Here is a 26,358-nt window from a genome sequence, read left to right as displayed (position 1 = left end):
TAAGGTATACAAGTCACTAAGCTTAAATGTTAGTGACTTGTATGTTTATGTTTCTTTAGGTTAATCGTTTTATTTATTTACCAAGCTTACTTTTCCTTGACCTGTTTCTTTTAATAGAAAACTAATTAAAATAGCAATAGAGATTCCGATAATCCAGAATAAGCCTGCGTGTTGAAAATGAGTTAATTTATCAGCTGTCGTATCTAATGATTGTCCAAATAAATGACTGAATATTGGACTTAAAATTGTTGTTACTCCAAAGGTTATGAAATTAATTGCTCCTGTAGCACTTCCTTTTACATTATCAGGATTGGCCTCTTTGATTATTGAATAAGGAATCATTGCTGCTCCAGAGCCTACACCTAATAAAAACATGCTAAATTTGACATGAATCATATCAGGAAAATATAATAATTGGATTAGAGTTAGAATCATCATTAAAGCGCCTAACATCAAAACTGGTTTTCGTTTTTTTATTTTGTCTGTTATATAGCCTAATAAAGGGCAACCAAATACCCATCCGAAAGCGACCATCGCGCTTGCAGTTGTTGCTGTATGAAAATCTAGTTCGCGATCTTTTTGGAAAAAAGCCACAGCCCATGTCATTGCAAATATTGTGGTTGGGGCAAATAATAAACCAGAAATAATGCCACAAAGCCAAGATTGAGGATTACTAAAAACGATTTTATAAGGGCTCAATAAACCTTGTTTTTTAATATTTGTTTCTGCTTTCTCTTCTGTTTTATCTTGAGGAGTTACATACCAAAGTCCAAAGGCAACAGCAATTGTTGCAAGTCCAATCCATAACCAGAAAGCGTTAATGTCCATTCCTTTTTCAACCCATGGGCCTACAATGAATTGTCCTGCTGACCCACCTAACATTCCTAAGCACTGCGTGAATCCAATTGCAGTTGCAAGTGATTTAGCTGAAAATCCTTTACTAGCGAGATATACACAACCAGGAAAAGCAAAGGCACATCCGGCTCCTTGAAGTAATCGTCCGATGATACCCGAATATTGGCTTGAAATCAAAAAGAACAAGCAGCCTAAGCCTAAAATAAAAGTACCTGCAAATAGCGATGATTTAGCTCCAAAGCGATCTAATGCGATTCCAGCCACTAAGCTACAAGTAGAATAAGTATAATAATAGGTTCCTATAATAGCTATTAACTTAATTTCGGTTACATCAAAATTTCCTGAAAGTTCTGGAATCATTGCCGCTGGAGCTGAACGTATCACATAATCTAGGAAATAAAAGAGTAGGCCAAATCCCCATGCAAGGATATAGTATTTAGTATATGATTTGTTGTCTTGTGTATTCATTTGTTTTTTAAATTAAGAATTTTTATAAATTCTTATTAAATAGTTATGTTAGATTTTAAGCTGATTTGGTTATCCCAATAGCTTGTTTTTATTCTGTTTCTGGAGTCATTAAGGCTTTTAATTGCAAAAACTGTTAAGTAATATAGAATAGCATTATAAAAATGCTTTCGCTAATAGCTTTTATGACTTCTTGTAGTTTGATAATATTAATAGGAACAACATTGATAAATCACCATTACGACACTTTGCAATGATTTTTTTCTAGGAATGTTCAAGGACTACGCTAATAGGCTTAAGTATTGTATTTGCCTTCGAGTTGTGATTGTCTTTTTCTTTTGTTTTTTGTGTATAACAATATTAAAGTCATTTAAACTATTGCCAGTAATTGAGAATTCAAGTTTTACTCCAACTCTGGCTAACATCTCTGCTAATTGCTTAGCAACTATTTTACTCATGGATTATATCTTTTGATTGATAATTTTATGGTATAATATTGGGTTTGTGGTTTTGGTTTTGATGTTTAAATGGTAGTTGTTTTTATATTGGGACTGGTTATAACAATATAAAATTTTTTATGTGCAAATTGTCATTTCAAACTTGTTTAAGTGCTAGAAAAATACATTTCGGAATGTAAGAAATGTTGTTGATTTGGTTTTCTTCTGCAAAATTAATAAAAAAGAAGGACGCTTTGTTCTTTTTTTTGAGGATTTAATTTTTTGAAGACCGTTAAAGTTGTAAAGAACAAAGTAGCTAATGATAAAAACAAGAAAGATTTAAAGGAGTAAAGTAAGACAATAGGTAATTATTAAGTTTTTAGGTTGTGTTTCTCTGATTTACTGAGCTTTTAGTGAAAATAGTGGCCGATAATGAAAAAAATATTATTTTTTTCATTGCTCTGATTTTTCAATTCGGAATATAAAAAGTACTTTTGCGCATGCAACACAACGTACTTATTTTAGATTTCGGATCGCAATATACTCAGCTTATTGCGCGTAGAGTTCGCGAATTAAATATATTCTGCGAAATCTTCCCTTATAATCATTTCCCGAGTGATTTATCAAGTTATAAAGCAGTAATTTTAGGAGGAAGCCCTTTTTCTGTTCGTGCAGAAGATGCTCCACATCCTGATTTATCTCAAATTCGTGGTAAACTTCCAATGTTGGCAGTTTGTTACGGAGCACAATACCTAGCACATTTTAGTGGAGGAGAAGTAGCTGCTTCAAATACCAGAGAATATGGTAGAGCTAATCTATCTTATATTAAGGAAAACGAAGTTTTCTTTGAAGGTGTTTCAGAAAACAGTCAAGTTTGGATGAGTCATAGTGATAGTATCAAAGCTTTGCCTACAAATGGAGTAAAATTAGCAAGTACGCACGACGTAGAATATGCTGCTTACAAAATTGAAGGCGAAACTACATATGCTATTCAATATCACCCAGAAGTTTTCCATTCAACAGATGGATCAAAGATGCTTGAGAACTTTTTAGTTAAAATTGCTGAAGTTCCTCAAAACTTTACACCAAATGCCTTTGTTGAAGAAATGGTGGCAGAATTGAAAGAAAAATTAGGTGACGATAAAGTAGTTTTAGGATTATCAGGAGGAGTAGATTCTACTGTAGCGGCTGTATTGTTAAACCAAGCAATCGGTAAAAACCTATACTGTATATTTGTAAATAACGGTTTACTTCGTAAAAACGAATTCCAAAACGTATTGGATCAATACAAAGGAATGGGATTAAACGTTAAAGGAGTAGATGCTGGAGATCGTTTCTTGTCTCAATTGGCAGGAATTAGTGACCCAGAAACCAAACGTAAAACTATTGGCCGTGTATTTATTGAAGTTTTTGATGATGAATCACACCTTATCGAAGATGTAAAATGGTTGGCACAAGGAACAATTTATCCCGATGTTATTGAGTCGGTTTCGGTAAAAGGACCTTCGGCAACTATTAAGTCGCACCATAACGTAGGTGGATTACCAGATTACATGAAATTGAAAATTGTAGAGCCACTTCGTATGCTTTTTAAAGATGAAGTACGTAGAGTAGGTGCCTCTTTAGGTATAGATCCAGAGTTATTAGGAAGACACCCTTTTCCAGGACCAGGATTATCAATTAGAATTCTTGGAGATATTACTCCTGAAAAAGTACAAATTTTGCAAGATGTTGATGCCGTATTTATTGACGGATTAAAATCTTGGGGATTGTACGATAAAGTTTGGCAGGCTGGAGCAATTTTGCTTCCTGTAAATAGTGTAGGTGTAATGGGGGATGAGCGTACTTACGAAAAAGTAGTAGCGCTTAGAGCCGTAGAATCTACTGATGGTATGACTGCCGACTGGGTACATTTACCTTATGAATTCTTGATGAAAGTCTCTAATGATATCATTAATAAAGTAAAAGGAGTAAATAGAGTTGTTTACGATATTAGCTCAAAACCACCCGCAACAATTGAGTGGGAATAATAAAACTTTTATGATTAAGTCGTTACATTTGTAACGACTTAATTGTTTAAAATAACTATATATGAGAGACTTTTTAACGGTTTTATTTGTATTCCTACTAGTATTTAACAAAGCGTTCGGACAAGAGTCTATTATAGAGCACAAGATCGAAAAAGGTGAAACTGCTTATTTCATTGCCCAGAAATATAAAGTTTCGTTAGAAGAGATTTACAAATTAAACCCCGAATCACAAAGCGGATTAAAGGATAGTCAGATTATCCGTATTCCAGTACATGCTCCAATTAAGGAGAAAGAAACCAAAGAACTTACACACACAGTTGCTGCCAAAGAAACATTGTTTGGATTGTCAAAACAATACAATGTAAGTGTCGAAGCGATTCAAAATGAAAATGCTTCAATCCTTGCCGATGGATTAAAAATGGGACAGGAACTTATTATCCCACAAGATAACAACAATAAAGTAAAAAATGCTTCTGCAAATTCAGTTACTTCATCTAAAGCATTGCATCAGGTGATGGCTAAAGAATCTTTATTTAGTATTGCTAGACAATACAATGTTTCGGTTCAGGATTTAGAAACTTTAAATAAGGATATCTTATTAAATGGTTTACAAATAGGACAAACTATTGTGATTCCAAACAAAAGAAAAACAATCGATGGTCGAGTACGTATTATTAATGGAGAGACTATTTTTCATATTGTAGCTCCAAAAGAAACCAAGTATTCGATTGCTAAAAAATATGAAATTACAATTGATCAGCTTGAAGCTCAGAATCCTGAAATTGTAAACGGATTAATTGAGGGCAATAAGCTGGCTATTAATATTAAAGAAATTACACCAACCAACGACAACGAAGAGTTGATGCTTGCTTTGGCAGAAAAACAAGTTGTAGTAGAAAAGACGAAAGCTAAGACAATCCAATTAGAAGATTTAAAAGACAGATTGGTAGTTCAGAAAGAAATGAACCAAAAAGTAATTAAAATCAACGATCTTAATGTTGATCTTAAAGGCATGGATGGTTTAAAAGGTAATTCGGTAGAAAAACTAAGACTGGTTTTAGAAGCTAATAAAAATGTTCAGGAAGTCTTAATGTCAAAATTAGATTCACTGGTTGTAATTATGACCGATGATTTATATGATTTAAAGAAGACGGATATCTTGAATATGAAAGAATCTAAGCGCTTAGAGAAGAAATCTTATGAAAGCATTGCCATTACTAATGAGTTGTCATCTCAACTAAAAAAAGAATTAGCAGAGAATAGAAAGTCTTATGCAGGTTTAATGAATAAAGTAGAGCGAATTGCTGTTGAAGAAAATCAAGAATACAAAAGGAAGGTTCGTGAGAACATTAAAAATAAAACCGGAGAGCCCTTATTGCAAAGTCTTTCTTTAGAAAAAATCCAGTCTTATAAAATTGGTCAGGAGAAAAATGATGCTCAGAATCAGAAATTGATTGCTAAAATTGATTCATTAGATACTCAGAAAAAAATAGAAGTAAAACGACGTATTAGTAAAGCTTCGTTTTACGGATCCGAAGCCCGCGAATTTGATGATAGATTGGCATTGGTTAAATTAAAAAGATACCAAGATAAAGTTATTCATAATCAATTGGATACTGAAACTCCAATCGTCACGTTATCATTAGATGAAATAAAGCAGAAAATAAAAGAAGATCCGCTTTATAATAATGAAGAGGTGAAGATTGAAGTTTTTGATAACCTTAAAGCAGTTCCTAATGGATATTATTTGGTTTTAGGTATCTTTACAGACGCTACGCAAAGAGATCAGTTTATTATGAAGTTAATAGATACAGGTGATTTTAATGCTAGTTTTTTCTATAATCTAAACAGTCAATCGTATTATGTTTATTCTGATGGTTTTGTAAACATAGAAGAAGCTTTATATAAGTACAAACAAAAAGAAAATACACCACTTTATAAAAACTGGAGTATTGCTAAATTAGAATTATACATTAGCAAATAATTAACAGGTATGACGAATCTTGTTTTATACAGAAATACTACCTTGTTTAAAATTTTTTATCTCATTATGAAATACATTTCAATACTAATTACAACCGTTTTTTTGATGTCTTATTCTGTTTTTTCACAGGATAAAATTAGTAAACACACTGTTGCCAAGGGCGAAACAATAAACCAGATTGCACAAAAATATAAGGTGACTCCTTATGATATTTATAAGCTTAACCCAGATGCACAAAGAGGTTTAAAACCAGATAGTGTTTTGTTGATTCCTAATAACTCAGGAAAAACTGCAAGTTCAGAAAAAGTTGTAGCAACAACTGTTGCTCCTAAAAAAGTAAATGGTTCTACTACACATGAAGTTGTTGCTAAAGAAACACTTTTTGGTATTGAAAAGAAATATAATGTTTCTGATGAAGCATTAAAAAAAGCAAATCCATTTCTTGAAAAAGATGGCTTACAAATAGGACAAACGCTTGTTATTCCTTCAGGAAATAAAAATGCTAAAGAGACAGCAAAAGAAGCTAAAGCAATACCTGCTACTAAGTTAGTTCCAGCAAAACAAGATCAATATGTTTATCATGATGTTTTGTCAAAAGAAACTAAATATTCGATTGCAAAACAATACGGAATTACAGTTGAAGAATTGGAAAAACGCAATCCAGAGGTTATTCCAAACTTACCAGAGGGTTATCGCTTAACTATAAAAGGTACAGCTCCAAAAACTGTTGTAACTACAAGTCCTGCCGTTAAAAATGAAGTAAAATCTCCAGTAATTGAAACAGCTAAGAAAGTTTCGTATGCAGATTATCAGGTGAGACCAAAAGAGACATTGTATAGTTTGTCTAAAACATTTGGTTTGTCGCAAGATGAATTAATAAAATTGAATCCGGTTTTAACTGGAGGAGTTCAAGAAGGGATGATTTTAAAAGTTCCTGCTGGAATTATGCCTACGCCAGAAATTAAATCTGAAACTAGACCAGAAATTAAAGAAGAGGTTAAAGATATTGTTACTTTATCTAAAAAGAAAGGTTCTAATGAACGTAAGAAAATAGCATTATTGTTACCATTTAATTTGTCTAAAATTCAAAGCGATACGACTGGTACTGCTAATCGTTTGAAGAAAGATAAATTTTTAAACATGACTTTAGATTTTTATTCTGGAGCCTTAATGGCAATAGATTCAGCTAAAGTTTTAGGACTACCAATAGATGTTTCAATCTTTGATTCTCAGGAAACCAAAAATGGTTCTAATATAGCTTCAATTATCCAAAATAATAGATTGCAAGAAGCAGATGCGATTGTTGGACCATTTTATCAAGCTAATGCAGAGGCAACAGCCAAATTAGTTAATGAAAGTAATGTTCCGGTAATTTCTCCTTTGTCTAAAGATAAAGGGAATGCTTTTGATAATTTATATCAGACAATCCCGTCTAATGACATTACAAGAAATGCCATGTTTGATTATATGCGCTCTAAAGGAGGAAATATAATTGCAGTTGTTGATAAGAAAAAAGAATCGGTTAGACAGTATATCCAACAAAACCAAAAAGGAGTAATTTTTGCTCCAGTTACAGAAACAGGCGATTTTAATCCAGCAGGTTTAAAGATTCAGTTTGTTTCTAATAGAATGAATTATGTTGTGATGGAAACGGCTAATACTGCCATGATTAAAGCTACCATAAAAGTGATGATTGGCGCTATGGCATCATATCAAGTGCAGTTGGTGATTTTAGAGCCAAATAGTACGTTGGATACGGATGAAATTAATTTTGAAAACTTAACGAAGTTGAAATTAATGTACCCATCTGTAACTCGTGAAAATGAATCTCCAGGAGCCCTTATTTTTGAAAAAGAGTATAGAATCAAAAATAAAATTAATCCTAACACTTATGCGACAAGAGGTTTTGATGTAACTTTTGATACTATGATGCGTTTGTCTCAAGGGAAAACCTATGAGGAAACTGCAAATGAAATCGCTACGGAACAAATTGACAATAAATTTCAATTTTACAAAAAAGAAGAGGGTGGATATGCTAACAAAGGTGTTTACATCTTATATTACGATAGTGACTTAACAATAAAAGAAGCAAACTAATGACATCAAAAGTAACCTATTTAGGTGATTTAAGAACTAAATCAATACATGTGCAATCAGGAAGTGAAATCATATCTGATGCACCTTTAGATAACAACGGAAAAGGAGAAGCTTTTTCTCCAACAGATACGGTTGCAAATGCTTTAGCAAGTTGCATGATGACTATCATGGGAATTAAAGCGCGTGATATGAATCTTGATATTGCTAATTCTACCGCTGAAGTTACTAAAATAATGAGTGGAGAACCTAGAAGAATAGGAGCAATCGAGATTGTTTTTGAGATGGAAGGAACGCATGATGAAAAAAGTAAAACGATCTTAGTGAGAGCTGGTATGACTTGCCCAGTTTTCTTGAGTTTACATCCTGAAATCGAAAAACGAATTACTTTTAACTGGAAGTAATTTTGTAATAAATGCATATTAAAAAAGCCATCAAAGAATATTCTTTGATGGCTTTTTTAGTTTAATTTGGAATACCTTTTTCAGGTTTTAGGTCTTCTAGAATAGGAGTATCTAATGTTTTTACTTCTTTTTGAATGGTTTCATTTTTTTGTTCAAAAACGGTAATATTGTTTTTACCTTTTTTAAGCCAGCATCCTGGTACGTATAGAGTTTGTTGGGGGCCAACACTCCAGTAGCGGCCAATATTAATTCCGTTTATAAATACAATTCCTTTGCCCCAATCGCGCATATCTAAAAATGTATCTCCTGTTTTACTAAGTTTAAAAGTACCTTGGTATAAAGTTGGACGATTTGTCTTTGCAGTATTTTTGTATGCTATCAAATCTGGTTCAGAAGTCATAGGTAATTTATACATTTCCCAATCGCCCGTAATTGTTTCCCCATTAATGATAACTGGACTTATAATTCCCTTATTATTGGCATTAATTTGTGCTCCGTAATTTATACGTCCCATGTTTTCAACAACGATATCTAGGGTAGCATTAAATGGAACTTCGATTTCGCAATCGTACTTTTTATAATAACGATTTAACTCAGCCACTTTTTTTCCATTGACATATACTATTGCGTAGTCGCGTAATCCATTTAATTCTAATTTTCCGCTGATAGGTTGTGTGAATTTTTTGCTATACCAAACGTAACCGTCTCCTTGGTTTAATTGTTCGAATGTTAATGGTTTGTCTTCTATTACAGGAGTTATTTTTGATTTTAAATCAGCCAAATCTACTGCTTTAGTCAGCTTTATGTTCGAAATAGTTATTACAGGTATTTTAGCAGGAATGTTTGGAGTTTCGGCTGTTTTTAATAATTCTCTAAGCGCTTCATATTTAGGAGTTGCCCAACCAGCTTCACTAATAGGTGCATCATAATCATAAGATGTCATATCGGGCTGAATATCGTGTTCCTTGTCGTAATTTGCACCCGAAGTAAAACCAAAATTAGTACCACCATGAATCATATAATAATTAAATGAAACTTGGTTATCAAGGTATTTTTTTGTCAAACGTGCTGTTTGTTCCGCTTTTTGAGTAGGAAATGGTTCTGCCCAATGATCTAACCAACCAGGATAAAATTCTGCCACCATATAAGGGCCTTGATTATTGTTGAATTGATTGACTACTGTTTTTAGCTTATCAATGTCACTTTCTCCATTAGCTGTTGGTAAAGCTCCTGGTAATGCACCACCTTCAAACAACCAACTTCCATCAGAAGTAAAGAAAGGAACTTCAAAACCAATGTCCTTTAATTGTTGAAATACCGCTGCACTATATTTTTTATGCTCTTCAAGAGGTATGTCTTTTCGTTGTGCTACATAAGAACCAAATTCGTTCTCTCCTTGTACCATAATAATTGGGCCTCCTTTAGTAATTTGTAAATCTTTAACTTGATTATACAATTCAGTAAAATAGGCTTTGGTTGCAGTTAGATATTCTTTATTATTACCGCGAATAACCATATTAGGAACATTCTGTAAAAACCATGGATATCCTCCAAATTCCCATTCGGCACATACATAAGGCCCTGGACGTAAGATTACGAATAAGCCTTCTTCTTGTGCTATTTTAATGTATTCGGCTACGTTTTTATTACCGGTTTTAAAATCCCAAACGCCAGGAGTTATTTCGTGGTAGTTCCAAAACACATAGGTTGCTACCGCATTTAATCCCATAGCTTTCATCATTTTTAGACGATGACGCCAGTATTGTTGTGGAATGCGAGAATAATGCATTTCACCCGAGTGGATTTGCACAGGTTTACCATTCAATAGAAAATTTCCATCGCTTATGGCAAAAGTTTGTTTTGGTTGAGCAAATAGGGGAGTTGCTATGAATAAAGAAAATAAGAGGGCTAAATAGAATGTTTTTTTCATTTTGCTTTGCTTAAAAGTGATAGGTATAACAAACAAGAGGGCACTTTATATAGGTGCCCTCTTGTAACAATTTAACTAACTTCAAAAAAGAATTACTTAGAAAATTCTAAACCTTTTAATTTATTCCATCCACCACGTGTGAAATCAGGGATTTCTACTGGAGATGAATTATTGTCAAGAGAAATTTCTGTTAATGGAGCTAAACAAGACCATTCAGCTAAATCATATACATCCATGTCAAGAGGTAATCCGTTTTGTAGGCAGTAAATCAAACGGTAATCCATTACGAAATCCATTCCACCGTGTCCACCAACTTGTTTTGCTTTTTCTTCGATTCCAACAACAATTGGGTGTTTGTATTTTTGCATTAATGCTTTTTTTACATCTTCTGGCATAAATCTGTGTGCACTTAAGTTTTCATGATCTGGTTTAATATCAGAGCTAATAGATTTAGCATCTAATGCATAACCTTCTACAGGATATTTATTAGCAAAACCTTTGGTTCCGCTAAGTTGGTACATACGGCTGTATGGACGTGGAGATGTTACGTCATGTTGAATTTGGATTGTTTTACCTTTTTCTGTACGAATCATTGTCATTGTATGATCTCCATTTCTAAAGTCTTTTACGTCAACTCCAGATTTTTCTTTAATGTAAGCAGGGTTCCCAACTGCTTTTGTATCCATAGAAACTAAGTAGTTCATTTTGTCACCACGGTGAATGTTCAATGCTTGACAAGCCGGTCCCATACCATGTGTTGCGTAAATGTCACCACGGTGTTTTTTGTTGTAATCCATACGCCAGTTATTCCAGTATTCACCCCAAAATGGTTGAAGCCCGTGAATATAAGCTCCTTCAGCATGAAGAATTTCTCCAAACAAACCTTGTTGAGCCATGTTTAATGTAGTAAGTTCAAAGAAGTCATACACACAGTTTTCTAACATCATACAGTGTTTACGAGTTTTTTCTGAAGTATCGATAAGATCCCAGATTTCTTTCATATTCATTGCACCAGGAACTTCAATAGCAACATGCTTACCATCTTTCATTGCTTGAGTACCAATGTTAGCGTGGTTTTTCCAATCTGTAGCAATGTATACTAAGTCTACATTAGGTAATGCAGTAACTTTTTTCCATGCATTAGCATCTCCATAAAATTCTTGTGCTTTTGGAAGCCCTCTTTTAGTTAGAATTTCATTTGCTTTAGCTGTATTTTCCTGAGTCATGTCACATAAAGCAACAATTTCTACTCCTGGAATATGTGTCATACGTTCTACTGCTCCAGGACCACGCATTCCGAGTCCGATAAAAGCAACACGAACGTTTGGAATTGGTGCTGTCGCTAAACGTAAAACATCTTTTTGTCCTTTTGCACGAGGAGGAGTAGGTGTCTTAATCATTTGAGCGGAAGAAGTAGCATATCCTAAAAAGAAGCAGGACATTACAATAAATTTAAAGATACTAGTTTTCATGTTGAATTGATTTAATTTAAAATTGTAGACAATTTTTTTAGGATTGTTTTAGTGTTGTTTTTTTATGGCAAAGTACTAAAATTTATACTTGGCATTTTATGATTTAATGGTTTTGTGAACTTGGTTTTTGCTTTTGTATATTGATTAAAGAAACCGCCATCTTTTAAAAAGAAAAAACCTTTTTCGACACCACCAGAATAATCCATTCTATATCCTTTTCTACCAGTATTATCTACGGTAAAAGTGGCAGCGCCTACTTCTTTCCAAACGCCTTTATCATCACAATACCATTGATTGTTAAATAAAACTTTGCGGGATTTATTTCCTTGTTGTGGAACGAAATTTTCTAAGAAAGAATGAAATCTTTTTAGGTAGGTGTTAGTTTGTGGTCGATTAAAACTAGCAATTAACATCCATTTTTTTTGTTCAGGCGCATAAAAGTAAGCAGTGTATGTAGTTGAGTTGTCGTTTTGAGGAACTCCATTCAGCAAGAATTTATAAGTGTTTCCAGCTTTCCAGTTGTATTTTAAATAGCTTTGTCCACCAGAACCTTCATTTCCAAACTCACCAGTTTTTACATTTTCACCTTTTTTAAGCATTTTAATTTTATGCGATTCAGGAATGCTTTTAGGGTCATCAGTTACAAAAGGACTCCAAACAGAAAATAATACGCGACGTTCCGTTTCAGAGTTTACTTGAATTCCAAAATAACCTTCGCCAAAACCATTTGCCATATAATAAGACCCTATTTTGTCTTCGTTTACAGGAACAGTGATTTCATTGTAGTACCATTGCACATTTACTTTTTCAGGAACCTCGTAATTTAAATGCACCGAAGGACCTCTGCGACCCCAATGGAAAAAATTATCATCATTATTTGGTACGTAGGCTACCTTTCCTTGAAGCGCTGTTCCACTAATGAATAATTTAGAAATAGAAGGAAAGCTATTTTGTGTTTTAGAAAATCCTTTTATTTTTAAAGCTACATATCCTGTGTCAACAATTTTCCATTCACCTATTACAATAGGCTTTTTATTAGATTGGTCAAATTCGATTTTTTTGAATTCTTTATTAATGCCAAATTCTAATGTAGATTTTCCTTGAACAGATACATTTTCATCTGTAGAAATTCGGACTAATCCCGGAGTTGAAACTCTAAAATAAACCGTAAAATATTCTTTAGGGTTAGTCCAGTTTTCTATTCCATTATCGGTTACAGTATTGTTTTTCTCAAGAGTATTAGAACTGAAAGCATTGCCACCTAGAGGCAAAATAATTTCGTTTTTTGATTCTTGTGCTAATACATTCGTACTTAAAAATACCAATGTTAGGAAAGAGAAAATAATTTTAAAATATTTCATTTAGCCTGATTTTAGCTGTTATTAATTCTTTGAATTTAACTTCTCCAGAATCCCCCTTGTTAGCAAAGGGGGAATTCTAAAGAAAGTCCAATTTAATAACTAACCATTAAATTCAAAAATTAGTTTTTTCAAAATCTTGTTTATGGATTTTGAGTTAAAGTCCCTGGATAAGCATTTATTTCCGATTGAGGAATATATTGTACTACTCTTAGACTTGTTGCTGGATAATCTATCATCGGAGAGTGAGGTCCTGGATAATGACGAGTCATTGTTTGTCCATTTCTGTACACATCGTAACCACGGTGCGCTTCAAATGCAAGTTCTAATTGACGCTCTTCATCAATAAGTTGCGCTGCATTTGTACTAGTTAATGAAGTATATCCTCCACCTACAATTGCTCTTTCTCTAATTTTATTTAAATTAGTAACAGCATTTTGATAATCTCCTTTTTTAGCATAAGCTTCTGCCATATTCAAATACAGTTCGGCTAATCTTGAAATAGTAGGCGAATGTAAGTGCGAGCTATTGTCTTGCAAAGAAGCTTTTGTGATGTAGTACATCGGGTATACACGATTTAATAACATCATATAATCTTTTTCACCTACATATGTTTTACCTCCATAAACAATTGAATAACTATTTTCTGCAGCATTTACAGGTGTAAGGTTGTAGTTTACATCAGCAATAGTTATATAATAGCTACCATTTGGATTAGTTTTAAGTGGTTGTTGCACATAGTTATAGTCAGTTTGAACTCCTGCAGCATTAAATACATCTGTAATAAAACGAAATGCATCTGTTTTATTATTGGATTTGTCTAATGCGTATTGAGGATCGACAAAAGCCCATCTTGCATCTTTCTTAAGTCCAGATTTACGTAATAAGTCCAGGTATTTTGCGCTTGCATACATTTCTCCCCAGCCTTGCCCTTGTATATTAGCATACATACCACCAATACCATAATAATGATCTGAACCTGAGTATTCTGATGCTACTCTTTTAACAGCAAATATAGTTTCAGTTTGTCCGCTTGCATCAGGAGCAAAAGTATTGTATTTCATAAAGTCATTTCTACCAAGTAAATTGTAACGACCGCTAGCAATTACTTTGTTAGCATATTCAATAGACAAATCAGCATATTGTTGATTTGGTATTTCATATGTACCACTCATGTATAAATACACTCTAGAAAGCATTGCTTGTGCAGCTTCTTTGGTTGCATAAGATGCTTTTCTGTTTTCAGTCATTAAAGCTTCTCCTTTTTTAAGGTCGCTTATTGCTTGCTCATAGCCCGCTTTAACAGTAGCTCTATCAGGAAGATTAATGTTAACCAAATCAGCTGGTAATCCATTTACAATTGGCACACCTAAGTTTGTTTCTGGTGATTGGGCATAAGGTCTACCATATGTTTTAACAAGATAGAAATATAGCATTCCTCTTAAGTAATAGGCTTCTCCTAATTGTTGATCCATTTTAGGGCTTTCTCCTTCAGAAATCATTTTCATTAAATCACTTGATTGTGAGATAACTTTGTAGCTATTATTCCAAAAAGTAGATAATCTATCGTTAATTGGTGTATGTTGATAAGAGATAAAAGTGAAGAAAGGATCAGTAGATGCTCCTCTAATCATGATATTATCTCCTGGATATTCACCTACACGATGCATAACATCTGACCAATTCTTAAGTTGTGCGTAACATCCGTTAAGAAGTACTTCAACAGCAGCTTCTTTATCCTTCATGATTTTGTCTTTTGTGTATGAACCATATGGTTCACGCTCCAACTCACATGAAGTTAGAAAAATAAGAGTAATAAATAATAAGAATATTTTTTTCATGGTTTTGAGTTTTTAAAGAGTAAGATTAAAACCTAATACAAATCGGCGAGTTTGAGGATATACAGAGGTAGAAACTCCTGTAATCATATTGTTTCTCGGCGGTATCTCTGGGTCAACACCTGAGAAATCGGTTAATGTAAAAAGGTTTTCTCCTGTTACAAATATTCTCAAATTTGATATATTCAAGCGTTCAATAGATACATTATATCCAAATGATACACTTCTTAATTTTAGGTATGACGCATCTTCTAAGAAACGTGTTGACGCTTTGTTTGATTGACTTTTGTTACCATAAATAGCTTGTGGATGAGTAGCAATATCGCCTGGTTTTTCCCAACGGCTCCATCCGCTTTGAAGATTCATTTGGTTACGGTCTGTATAAGCTCCATCTGAATCAAACTCTGCACGAGCATAGTTATAAATCTCACCACCTACAGAGTATGTGAATGTTGCTCCAAAGTCGAAATTTTTATAATTTAAAGTAGTCGAAAATCCTCCGAAATAAGACGGAGTGTATGATCCCGCTGCAATAGGATTTTTCGATGCTTCGCCGTAGCTTGAAGTTAAAACGCGTTCTCCTGTTTTTGTGTCAGTTTTATACCATTGTGGTTGTCCGTTATCAGAATTTACTCCTGCCCATTCAGGAAGGTACCAAGTATCTACATCCATTCCGGGTTTTAATAATTTAGATGCTGAACCAGAAATACCAGTTCCATCACCAACAATAATTTCTTGTTTTGTTCCGTAAAGATTTGTTACTTTATTTTTATTTGTTCCGATGTTCACATCTACATTCCATTTCCAGTTTTCATTTTTAATAATATCTACATTAAGAGACGCTTCGAAACCTTTATTATTAACAGCTCCAACATTTCTCCAAATACTAGTCACCCCAATTACTCCAGGTAACGGAACTTGATATAATAAATCAGATGTGTCTTTATCGTAATAATCTAATGTTAAATTAATTCTGTTTAAAAAGCTTACATCTAAACCAAAGCCTGTTGTAAAAGTTTTTTCCCAACTTAAATCTGGGTTTCCTAATTGAGAGATAATTGCACCTGGGTTTTCATTATATCCAGTCGATACAGAATATAATGGCAAGTGAGGATATAAGCTTGTTGGTCTGTTACCTACAGAACCATAACTTGCTCTAAGTTTTAAGTTATTGATATAATCCGCTTTAAAGAATTTTTCTTTGTGAATATTCCAACCACCACTTATAGAAAAGAAATTTCCATATCTAGCATTCTCTCCAAAATTAGAAGCTCCATCTCGACGAATAGAAAATTGCGCCATATACCTATCATCATAAGTATAATTGATATTGGTTAACAAAGATTGTACAGCCCATTCTGACCTTCCTCCACGAACTTTTTCTGGAACAGTTGCAGCATCTGGAACAATAAATCCAGGAGGTATTCCAGTTGCAATACCTTCCGTATTTTTACCTTTATACTCATCCCATTCGTAAGCAGCAATAGCATTTATAGAGTGTGCTCCAAATGTTTTATTAGCAGCTAATAATTGATTTGTATAGAATCGATTATAGCTGTTTGTGTTATTTTGAATTCTTCCTTTAACTGCTAATCCTCCAGATGATCTAGGATCAGTATAGTACATTGAATTAGAGTTTGAAAACGTATAGTTATTTGTAGAAGTAAATGTTAACCAGCTATTTATCTTTGCATCAAAGCTTAGGTTTGTTCTTGCGCTATATGCTTCAGATTCTCCATAATTCCATTGCAAATCATATAAATAGTTAGAACCTGTTGTATTTACCCAAGTTGGATTAGGTTGGTTTCCTACTAAAGTTCCATCAGGAAGATAAGGACTATCCCAAGGCATATTGGCATACATAGCACCTACAGAATGTTGTTGATCAAATGTTTCGTTACGCGTAATATTAGCTTGAGGACGTATCGTTAACCAATTATTTACTTTGTAACTAAATTTAAGAAGTAAGTTATAACGTGTGTAGTCATATCCTTTTATTGCACCAGTTTCATCATATACTCCAAGAGAAACATAGCTTTTAAAAACATCGCTACCACCATTAATTGATAGGTTAAAGTCTCTAGCAATACCCGTGTTTGTAGCTTTTTTCCACCAGTCGAAATTTTTATTTCTCAATTCTGGAGTCCACCACCATGCAGTATTAAAAAGTTGCTTGTTTGAGAAAGAATCATATAGGTCATATAATTCTGCTCCGTTCATAATATCAAAATTCCCTGTATTTAAAGTTGTAGCTGCGGTTTTGATAGAAGCATTAATAGTTGCTTTACCACTTTTACCACTTTTTGTAGTAACAATAATTACACCGTTTGCTCCCTGAGAACCATATACAGCAGTAGATGCGGCATCTTTAAGAACCGTTAAAGTTTCGATATCAGCTGGATTCACATTTCCTGAACCGCTACCTACAATAACACCATCAACAACCCATAGAGGGTCAGTGCTACCGTTAACTGTAGTTTTTCCACGAATTACTATTTTACCAACATCACCAGGTTGCCCGCTACCAGAACTTACGTATACTCCAGTTGCTTTACCAGAAAGTAAATTTTCTACCGATGGAGTAGTAGCGTCAATTAGTTTTTTATTATTAATGGTTTGTAAAGCACCAGTAAGACTTTCTTTTTTAATTTTACTGTAACCTACAATAACCACTTCGTCCATTACTTGTCCTACTTCTTTAAGAGTAACAACAATAGGCCCTTTTCCGATTGTCACTTCTTCATCTTGCATTCCCATATAAGAAATAACCAATATAGTTTGGTTATCTTCAACTTCAATGGCAAACTCACCATTGTAATCTGTCTGCACCCCAATGGTAGTTCCTTTAATTAGGACGTTTACTCCCGGAAGAGGTAGTCCAGTAGCATCGGTTACTTTTCCTTTTACTATTTTTTTTACAAGTGCTAAATCAATTGTCTTTAAACTAGTTGATTTTGATGGAGCAGCTGTTGAAATTTGAAAAGTCAAAGCGAACAATGACAGAATTGTTAATTTGATTTCCTTCCTAGATGGCGACCATAAGTCTCTAGGCTTTTTTTTAATTAATAATTTCATACTCTTAAAAATGGTGTTTGGTTAATAATTTGTGTTGTGTTGTTTTAACTGGTATTCATTTTTATTATAATCGATTTAAGGTGGTATTGCCTTAAATGAAATTCTTATTCTATTATATTTTTTACAATCAATTATGTTGAAGAAATCATTTTTTCAAGCTTAAAATCACGCACTTTTTCTTATTTATTTAGAGGTTGTTTTTTAACATAAATTGTGTTTTATTTTTTAAGATATGACGAAACTATATATTTAAATTTTATTAAACAAGGAAAAGTGCTAAAAATGTGCTCGAACACACAATATTTGTGTTCTCGAGCACATTTTTTTTATTGAAAATGTTTTTTTAGTAATAAAATTCTAGTTTATTATTAAAAAAAATGAAAGTTTATAGTTTAAGTAAAACAAGAATTTTGCAGATAATTATTATTAGATAAATGAATAAGGAAAAAGATTGCAGAAAAAGTTGTCAAATTACTATAAAATATTTCAATTGAATATTGGATGTTTTTGTTGTAGAACTGTTAATAAAACAAGGATATAGCATTAATCTTGTCCTTAAGAGTTAGGTGTTTAATGTGTTTTTTTGATTAAATCGATGAATTAAAAAAACCTTCAAAGAGTTGTATCGTTTGAAGGTTTGTATTGTTTGAAATTAGAGAGGTTCATCTTTTTATTCGAAGTAAAATGGCAAAAAAGAAACGATTCCTAGTCTTGATAATATAGTAATTAGTAAACTCGAAATATAGTTGAGATTTCAAGGTGTTATTTTGAAATTCTATCTTTTACTATTAAGTGTAAATAATCCAATTTCTTTTCCCGAATCATTTAGCATTTGTAGATTTAAAACTTTGGAGGTGGCATCAATTCGTATTAAAGTTCTATTTCCTGTTTCTGGTCCGCCACCAATTACATAATGATAAGAGTGCTCATTATTTGGTTCAAACATTCCGTATTCGTGGGTATGTCCAGCAACAAATAAATCGATTTTATATTTCTCGAATAAAGGTCCAAATAACCTGCGACATTCAGTTGTTCCATGTTCTTCATCCGAGTGATAATGGGGGATATGCATCATTACTACGCGAAATGGAGCGTTCTTAAAAGCTTTAGATTTCATTTGTTTCTCTAACCAAATAGCTTGTTCTTCACGATACGAATCATAATTAACAGTACCACCATATACGGGGTGGGAATCTTTTTTGTCCTCACCCGTATCTAAAACAATTGTAAAAACGGGTCCCATTTTAAAACTATAATACTCTTTCTTGTCATAATTGTAATAATAGTCTAATAGATTTCTAGAATATTTACCTCTTGTCTCATGGTTTCCTCTTACGAACATAAAAGGTTTTTCTGTTGAAAATAAACTGCATGGATTCAGTAAGTGATTGATGATTTGGTTTTCATCAGTTTGATAGTCAAACATATCTCCATTCAAAAAAACAAAATCATAGGGCTTGTTCTGATTGAGTTGTAATAGTTCCTTAAAAGATTCTGGACGATCGTGAATATCATTTAAAACTAACCAACTGACTTCTTTTGGTTTAGGATTGAGAGTTTTAAAGGAATAGGTTTCACTATTTATTGTATCTCCAAAAGTAATTTTATAAGGTCGGAAATCTACAATTTGTTTCGAGAAAACTTTGTAGAAATAGTTGGTATTTGGTTTAAGGTTTGCTAGCGTTACAGTATTAATTCTAGAATTGGTATTCATCATGCCGTGTGTACATTGTTCGGCTTTTGTTCCTAGTTTTTCGGTTTCACCATATTCTATCCAATTCAAACAAAATTGGTTGGTAAGCCACATAATTGTAATGCCATCAATTGTAGGAGCTTGAAGATAGGGCTTTGTTAAAAAGGTATGGGCAGTGTCTAATGGTTCTGAGTCTTGATTTGATGCAAATGCAGATAGAGGCAATCCAGTCGCAACAACAGAACCCGAAAGACCTACTATTGCTTTTGTTAGGAAAGACCGACGAGAGTTTTTTTCTTCTTTCATAAAAAGATAAAAATTTGGTTATTTATAGTTTAAAAGAGAGGTTGTTTGGTATTAATAGTGACGAAACTATCAATTATATTTTATTAAACAAAGAAAAGCATTGTAAAATGTGTTCGTGCACATTACTTTGGTTTGAATATTTCCTCTTAACTAATTTATGAATTAAGAGGAATTTTATTAAAAATAGCTACAGTTATGTATAATTATGGATTTTGAGTTAAAGTTCCTTCGTAAGCATTAATTTCTGATTGAGGAATATATTGCACTACTCTTAAGCTTGTTGCAGGGATATCGTCCATTGACTCATGAGGACCAGGATAGTGGCGTGTCATTGTTTGTCCATTTCTGTATACATCATAGCCACGTTGAGCTTCAAAAGCAAGTTCTAATTGGCGCTCTTCATCAATAAGTTGTGCAGCATTTGTTTTATTTAAAGAGGTATAGCTACCGCCTACAATTGATCTTTCTCTAATTGTATTTAAGTTTGTTAGTGCATTATGATAATCTCCTTTTTTTGCATAAGCTTCAGCCATGTTTAAATACATTTCAGCTAATCTTGAGATAATAGGAGAGTGTAAGTGAGAGTTATTGTCTTGTAATGAGCATTTTGTAATGTAGTACATTGGATAAACACGGTTTAATAACATCATATAATCTTTTTCACCCACATATGTTTTTCCTTCATAAGTAATAGAGTAGCTATTTTCACTAGTATCAACTGCAGTAAGATTATAATTTGTATTAGCTATAGTAATGTAATAAGATCCGTTAGAATTTGTTTTAAGTGGTTGTTGTACATAGTTGTATCCAGTTTGTTGACCTGCAGTATTAAAAACATCTACAACAAAACGGAAAGCGGTTGTTTTATTATTGGAGCCATCTAATGTGTATTGAGGATCAATAAAAGCCCATCTAGCATCTTTCTTTAAACCAGATTTACGCAATAAGTCTAGGTATTTTGCGCTAGCATACATTTCTCCCCAACCTTGTCCTTGTATGTTGGCATACATACCACCAATGCTATTATAGTAGTCACTACCTGAATATTCTGACGCTACACGCTTAATGGCAAAAATAGTTTCAGTTTGTCCGCTTGCGTCAGGAGCAAAAGTATTGTATTTCATAAAATTAGCTCTGCTAAGTAAATTGTAGCGGCCACTAGAAATTACTTTATTAGCGTATTCAATAGATAAATCAGCATATTCTTGATTAGGAGTTTCATAAGTGCCACTCATGTACAAATAAATTCTTGATAACATTGCTTGTGCAGCTTGTTTGGTGGCATAAGCGGCGGTTCTGTTTTCATTCATTAAAGCTTCCCCTTTTTTAAGATCGTTTATGGCTTGCTCATACGTTGCTTTAACAGTAGCTCTGTCAGGTAGGTTAATATTGTTGACATCTTCAGGCATTCCATTTATAATTGGTACCCCTAAATTAGTTTCTGGAGATTGAGAATAAGGCCTACCATAAATGCGACATAAATAAAAATAGATAGTTCCTCTTAAATAATACATTTCGCCTAATTTTTGATCCATCTTAAGATTTTCCCCCTCTGAAACCATTTTCATTAAATCACTTGATTGTGAAATAATTTTATAACTGTTGTTCCAAAATGCAGATAAACTTCCATTATTAGGAATGTGTTGATATGAAATGAATGAGAATGAAACTCCTGTTGAAGTTCCTCTAATCATTATATTGTCACTAGGATATTCCCCCGCAGAATGCATTATATCCGACCAATTCTTGAGTTGAGCATAACATCCGTTTAGAAGTACTTCGACAGCGGCTTCTCGATCCTTCATGATTTTATCTTTTGTGTAAGAGTCGTTTGGTTCTCTTTCTAAATCGCATGAAACTAGAAAACTGATAATAATAAATAGTGTGAATATTTTTTTCATGATTTAAGTTTAATGATTAAGATTTAAAGCAAATTCATTTGCTTAATGATAGTTGTGATTTTTTGGGGGAGGATTTCAAAATTTAAATACTTAAGGGGTTTTATTTCATAGGCTCAAATTGGTTAGTTAGTAATTATTGGATATGAATTGGTCTTTCAGTTATAATATATAATTCAAAAATTAGACTGTAATTATTATTGTGATTATTTTGTAGTATAAGTATTTTGTTTGAATTTATATTAATATGTTTTAACTTATAAAATGATAATTTTAACGAAACTAACTATAAAAGAATTATTAAGCAAGAAATAATGGGATAATGTGTTCGTGCACATTATATTTGTAAAAGGGTAATAATTATATAAAAGGCATTATTTAAAAATAATATGAATCAAGAAATTAAGAACTACGAAGTAAATTCGATACCAAAAAATGAATTGATTATTTCAGGAAAGGGAGATTCTCATTTATGGAATAAGGCAACTGCTCTAGATGATTTTATTTCACCTTGGGATTCTAAATTGCCTGCTCGAATTGCGTTTAAAGCACTATGGGATTTGGAGCAATTGTTTTTTTGTTTTACAGTTTACGATACCGAAATTCATATCGAAAAGAAAGATAACAGTAAGGAAAGTATTGGGAACTCAGATAGGGTAGAGCTATTTTTTAGACCTGATAATACGCTAAATCCATATTATTGTCTAGAAATAGATGCTACTGCCAGAATTATGGATTTTATAGCTTATCCCAATAAGAATTTTAATTTTGATTGGTCTTGGCCAAAAGAGGAGTTGTTAGTTAAATCATCAATAAATAAGGATTGTTTTATTGTGGAAGGAGCAATAAGTATTGCTTCTTTAAAACAGTTTAATTTAATCAAGAATAACCAAATTGAGGCAGGTGTTTTTAGAGCAAAATACGTTAAAGGCGACAGCGATAGTTATGAGCCTACTTGGATTACTTGGGTGAATCCTGTTACTGAAACACCCAATTTTCATATTCTATCTTCGTTTGGAGTCTTAACTTTGAAAGAATAAATTATTCTAAATAAAAATCTGCATTTTCAGAATTAATAATATCGATAGGTAGGAGGGTAACAGCTGGAGTTTCTTTGTGAAAAAGAAAATGATCTACAAGGTAAGTTATACCTAGATAGGCTTGTCTTTTTTGGTTCTGATGAATTAAAAAATCGATAACGCCTAGATTTAGGTTGTTTACATTTTCATCAATTAAATCATAACCAATAATTCGGATTCTTTTATGCTTAACCTCACCAATTGTTTTGGCTATTTGATAGGCTTTGGATGTGGTAATAAAAACACCAGATAAATCAGGATTCTCAGCAATAAAGTTTTTTAGATTGATTTCGACATTTGGGCTTTTTAATTTTAAGGTAGTAATCTTGTAATCTATATTTTCCTTTTCATTAAAATAATTTCTAAAACCTCTTTCTTTTTCCTGCATGTGAATTGCATTCTTATAGGTTTCATCAATGTGTATAATTGCAATATGGCCTTTGTCTAGAATAGTATTTAATAATTTAGCTGCTACACGACCACTTCTAAATAAATCTTGTCCAACAAAATTCTTAATCAATGTAGATTCAACCTGATTATTAAATGTATTTATAAGAATATCTAAGGAATCATATTTTTTAATGGCTTCTATTGTTTCTTTATGGAATAATGGAGCAAGTAAAACGGCATCTGGTGCTTTTTCAATAATTACTTCATTGATATTTGTAAATGATTTCGTTTTTTCGGGATTAAAAAAAAGCGTTTCTACAAGTATGTTGTATGCTTTAAATTCTTGTATTGCATCATTAATTCCTTTAATACAAGGAGACCAATAAGGATCGATTTCAGGATCAGGTAGAGCTATGCAAATGCGATAGATCTTATTATTCTTAAGATTTCGGGCTATAAGATTAGGCTCGTAATTAATTACATTTAAAACTTCATTTACTTTTTCTAGTGCCAACGGAGAAACTTTTCCTCTTTTGTGTAACACTCTGTCTACAGTACCTTTTGAAACTCCTGCTAATTTAGCAATATCTTTAATTGTATACTTTTTATCCATAAGAAGGCAAATATATATAAAAACTTTGTGTTTGTTTTTTTTCTGATTTATTTAAAAAAAGAAAAGTTTTTTATTTGTGATGAAGTTTTTGAATAAACAATTAACTACATAATAAGTCAATATGTGAAATTAGTTAAATAATAAAGCAAAAGTATAAAATTAGATATTCTTATTTCAAATATCGTAAATATCTTAATAATTTTAAGGAAGATATTAATCAATTTTCATAAGTATATTAATAAGTGTGCTCGATAACATTATTTAAGTGTGTTCGAGCACATTTTTTGTTTTTTCTTTGCTTTATTAAAATTTAATATCTAGTTTCGTAAAGTTAAAAATTAAATACAAGCCTGTTTCATAAACTAATTACAATGTAATTAAAGAATTACATTGTTTTAATATATTTTAAAAGTGAAGAAAATCATATCATTAGCACCAGGGCGAACTTGCCTTTTTGGTGATCATCAAGATTATTTAGGATTACCCGTTATAGCATGTGCTATAAATAGAAATATAGAATTAACGGCAGTACAAAATGACACTTCAGTTTTTAAATTAGACATGGTCGATATTGATCAAGTCAGAATTATCGATATCAATGCGACTTTTGTAGAATTAGAACCACGTGATTATTTTGCTTCTTCATTACGAGTTTTAAGAAGACATGGTTGTGTGCCTACTGTTGGTTACGATATTACGATAACAGGAAATATTCCTATTAACTCAGGAACTTCGAGTTCATCTGCATTATTAATGGCTTGGATTAATTTCCTTATAAACGCATATGGTGTTGATTGTGAAGTTACACCAGAATTTATTGCTCAAATGGGCTACGCTTCAGAAGTTTTGGAGCATGGGGAACCAGGTGGTATGATGGATCATTTTAGTATAGGAGTAGGGAATATTGTCTATATCAATACAAGTGTTCCATTTTCATATAATATAATTGGCACAGAATTAAAAGGGCTAATTACTGGAGTTTCAGGAGTTCCAAAAGAAACAATAGGATTAATAGGGGAGTTAAAAGGCAATGCTTTATTGGCAATCGATATTGTAAAACGAAATTTTAGAAGCTTTGATTTACATAAAACTGAAATTGTAGATATTGATAAATTCAGTAATTATCTACCAGATAGATTAATTCCGTTTTTTGAAGCAGCTATAAAAAATCACCATTATACAAGAGAAGCGCTAAAAGAATTTGAAAAACCAACGCTGGATCTAGTTAGAATAGGTGAATTAATGAATATGCATCATGCAGTTTTAAGAGATTTATTGAAGATAACTGTGCCTAAAATTGATGCCATGATCGATGCTGCATTACGTGCGGGAGCTTATGGAGCCAAAATTGTTGGTTCAGGAGGAGGAGGAAGTATTGTTGTAATAGCAGATCCAAAAAAAGAAGACGAAGTTGTAGCAGCAATATTGGCTGCTGGAGCAAAGGAAGCCTATACTGTAACTGTAGATCCAGGAGCAAGAATAATACAATAATATTAAAATTTTAAAGAATAAAACATGCATGACAATTTAATTATTTTAGCAGGCGGTGCATCTTCTCGAATGAAAAAGGAAGTTGTATTGAATAATTTAACCGAAGACGAAATAGCTCAAGCAAATGAGCGAAGTAAAGGACTTATTGGGGTTGGTCCAAACGGAAGACCTTTGTTAGATTATCTTTTGCTAAATGCAAAAAAAGCAGGATATAAAAATATTATAATCATAATAGGAGAGCAAGGAGAATTGTTTAAAGAATTTTATGGCAATCAAGATAAGAATAATGATTTCCATGGTTTGAATATTTCATTTGCAGTTCAATACATTCCAAAAGATAGAGTAAAACCATTTGGTACAGCCGATGCTTTATTTCAAGCAGTAGAACAATATCCTGAAATGAACTCAAAAAGTTACACAGTTTGTAATAGTGATAATTTATACTCTACAGCAGCTTTATTAGCTTTAAGAAAAACCAATAGTTTAAACGCTTTTATAGGTTATGATCGTGATGCTTTAGAGTTTCCATCTGAAAGAATTTCACGTTTTGCAATTGCTAAATTGGATGCGAACAATCAATTATTGGATATACTTGAAAAACCAACTGCCGCTGATTTAGAAAATTATAAAGATTCTGAAGGGAAGTTAAGAGTAAGTATGAATGCTTTTAAATTTGATGGCGCAATGTTGTATCCATATCTAAAAAACTGTCCAGTTCACCCAGAACGCGACGAAAAAGAATTACCAACGGTACTTTTAAATGCAATAAAAGATAATCCAAACACAACTTTAGGAATTCCTTTTTCAGAGCATGTTCCAGATTTAACGGCCAAAGAAGATATCGCTGAAGTAAAAGAATATCTAAAAAAATATTACCCACAGTTAAATTGGGAAGCATAAAAAATTAACAAAAATTTCATATCTAATTTAGGAATAAGAAGAACTT

Annotated in this window: 16 protein-coding genes; 7 read left to right on the top strand and 9 right to left on the bottom strand. The window is 32.6% G+C overall.

Annotated elements, in window-relative coordinates; genetic code table 11:
- Positions 1 to 69: 69 nt before the first annotated feature.
- Positions 70 to 1,323, bottom strand: a complete 1,254-nt coding sequence (locus tag QWY99_RS13370) for an MFS transporter (RefSeq protein ID WP_290265978.1) — start codon at positions 1,321 to 1,323, stop codon at positions 70 to 72.
- Between the two features lie 934 nt (positions 1,324 to 2,257).
- Between QWY99_RS13370 and guaA the strand changes: the two genes are divergently transcribed.
- From guaA to QWY99_RS13350, 4 genes are all read left to right on the top strand, one after another.
- Entirely contained in the window at positions 2,258 to 3,787 is a 1,530-nt protein-coding gene (gene guaA, locus QWY99_RS13365) for a glutamine-hydrolyzing GMP synthase (protein WP_290265977.1), read from the top strand.
- Positions 3,788 to 3,848: 61 nt separating this feature from the next.
- On the top strand, positions 3,849 to 5,771 hold the full coding sequence (locus QWY99_RS13360) for a LysM peptidoglycan-binding domain-containing protein (RefSeq protein WP_290265976.1): 1,923 nt from the start codon (positions 3,849 to 3,851) through the stop codon (positions 5,769 to 5,771).
- Positions 5,772 to 5,837: 66 nt separating this feature from the next.
- Positions 5,838 to 7,868, top strand: coding sequence for a LysM peptidoglycan-binding domain-containing protein (locus QWY99_RS13355; protein WP_290265975.1), 2,031 nt, complete (start codon positions 5,838 to 5,840; stop codon positions 7,866 to 7,868).
- Complete coding sequence (locus QWY99_RS13350; RefSeq protein WP_290265974.1) at positions 7,868 to 8,269, top strand: OsmC family protein; 402 nt, start codon at positions 7,868 to 7,870, stop codon at positions 8,267 to 8,269. Before QWY99_RS13355 ends, QWY99_RS13350 begins: the two co-directional genes overlap by 1 nt.
- A 61-nt stretch (positions 8,270 to 8,330) precedes the next feature.
- Here the strand turns inward: QWY99_RS13350 and QWY99_RS13345 are convergent, their stop codons facing one another.
- From QWY99_RS13345 to QWY99_RS13315, 7 genes are all read right to left on the bottom strand, one after another.
- Positions 8,331 to 10,199 carry a glycoside hydrolase family 35 protein gene (locus QWY99_RS13345; RefSeq protein ID WP_290265973.1) on the bottom strand — a complete coding sequence of 623 codons (1,869 nt, stop codon included), beginning with the start codon at positions 10,197 to 10,199 and terminating at the stop codon, positions 8,331 to 8,333.
- Between the two features lie 92 nt (positions 10,200 to 10,291).
- Positions 10,292 to 11,641: a Gfo/Idh/MocA family protein gene (locus QWY99_RS13340; RefSeq protein WP_290268223.1), complete on the bottom strand. Its 1,350-nt coding sequence runs from the start codon at positions 11,639 to 11,641 to the stop codon at positions 10,292 to 10,294.
- Between the two features lie 92 nt (positions 11,642 to 11,733).
- A complete protein-coding gene (locus tag QWY99_RS13335; RefSeq protein ID WP_290265972.1) occupies positions 11,734 to 13,032 on the bottom strand; it encodes a DUF3472 domain-containing protein in 1,299 nt (432 codons plus the stop codon).
- 140 nt (positions 13,033 to 13,172) lie between these two features.
- The gene (locus QWY99_RS13330) at positions 13,173 to 14,870 is read right to left on the bottom strand and encodes a RagB/SusD family nutrient uptake outer membrane protein (protein WP_290265971.1); all 1,698 of its coding nucleotides are present in this window, start codon (positions 14,868 to 14,870) and stop codon (positions 13,173 to 13,175) included.
- 12 nt (positions 14,871 to 14,882) lie between these two features.
- A complete protein-coding gene (locus tag QWY99_RS13325) occupies positions 14,883 to 17,942 on the bottom strand; it encodes a SusC/RagA family TonB-linked outer membrane protein (RefSeq protein ID WP_290265970.1) in 3,060 nt (1,019 codons plus the stop codon).
- A 775-nt stretch (positions 17,943 to 18,717) separates the two neighbouring features.
- A complete protein-coding gene (locus tag QWY99_RS13320) occupies positions 18,718 to 19,941 on the bottom strand; it encodes a purple acid phosphatase family protein (RefSeq protein ID WP_290265969.1) in 1,224 nt (407 codons plus the stop codon).
- Positions 19,942 to 20,144: 203 nt separating this feature from the next.
- Positions 20,145 to 21,842 (bottom strand): RagB/SusD family nutrient uptake outer membrane protein, encoded by a 1,698-nt coding sequence (locus QWY99_RS13315; RefSeq protein ID WP_290265968.1) that lies wholly within the window; start codon positions 21,840 to 21,842, stop codon positions 20,145 to 20,147.
- A 386-nt stretch (positions 21,843 to 22,228) separates the two neighbouring features.
- On the opposite strand from QWY99_RS13315, the gene QWY99_RS13310 reads away from it, so the two are divergent.
- Entirely contained in the window at positions 22,229 to 22,879 is a 651-nt protein-coding gene (locus QWY99_RS13310; protein ID WP_290265967.1) for a sugar-binding protein, read from the top strand.
- A gap of 1 nt (position 22,880) precedes the next feature.
- Here the strand turns inward: QWY99_RS13310 and QWY99_RS13305 are convergent, their stop codons facing one another.
- Positions 22,881 to 23,921, bottom strand: coding sequence for a substrate-binding domain-containing protein (locus QWY99_RS13305; protein WP_290265966.1), 1,041 nt, complete (start codon positions 23,919 to 23,921; stop codon positions 22,881 to 22,883).
- 411 nt (positions 23,922 to 24,332) lie between these two features.
- On the opposite strand from QWY99_RS13305, the gene QWY99_RS13300 reads away from it, so the two are divergent.
- Together QWY99_RS13300 and QWY99_RS13295 are read left to right on the top strand one after the other, a co-directional pair.
- On the top strand, positions 24,333 to 25,412 hold the full coding sequence (locus QWY99_RS13300) for a GHMP family kinase ATP-binding protein (RefSeq protein ID WP_290265965.1): 1,080 nt from the start codon (positions 24,333 to 24,335) through the stop codon (positions 25,410 to 25,412).
- Between the two features lie 24 nt (positions 25,413 to 25,436).
- Positions 25,437 to 26,312, top strand: coding sequence for a sugar phosphate nucleotidyltransferase (locus tag QWY99_RS13295; RefSeq protein WP_290265964.1), 876 nt, complete (start codon positions 25,437 to 25,439; stop codon positions 26,310 to 26,312).
- Positions 26,313 to 26,358: the final 46 nt, after the last annotated feature.

The sequence above is a fragment of the Flavobacterium branchiarum genome (assembly GCF_030409845.1).
In the GTDB taxonomy this organism is placed as follows: Bacteria; Bacteroidota; Bacteroidia; order Flavobacteriales; family Flavobacteriaceae; genus Flavobacterium; species Flavobacterium branchiarum.
The sequence above is the reverse complement of the archived record's forward strand: the minus strand, read 5'-3'. Positions and strand labels throughout refer to the sequence as shown.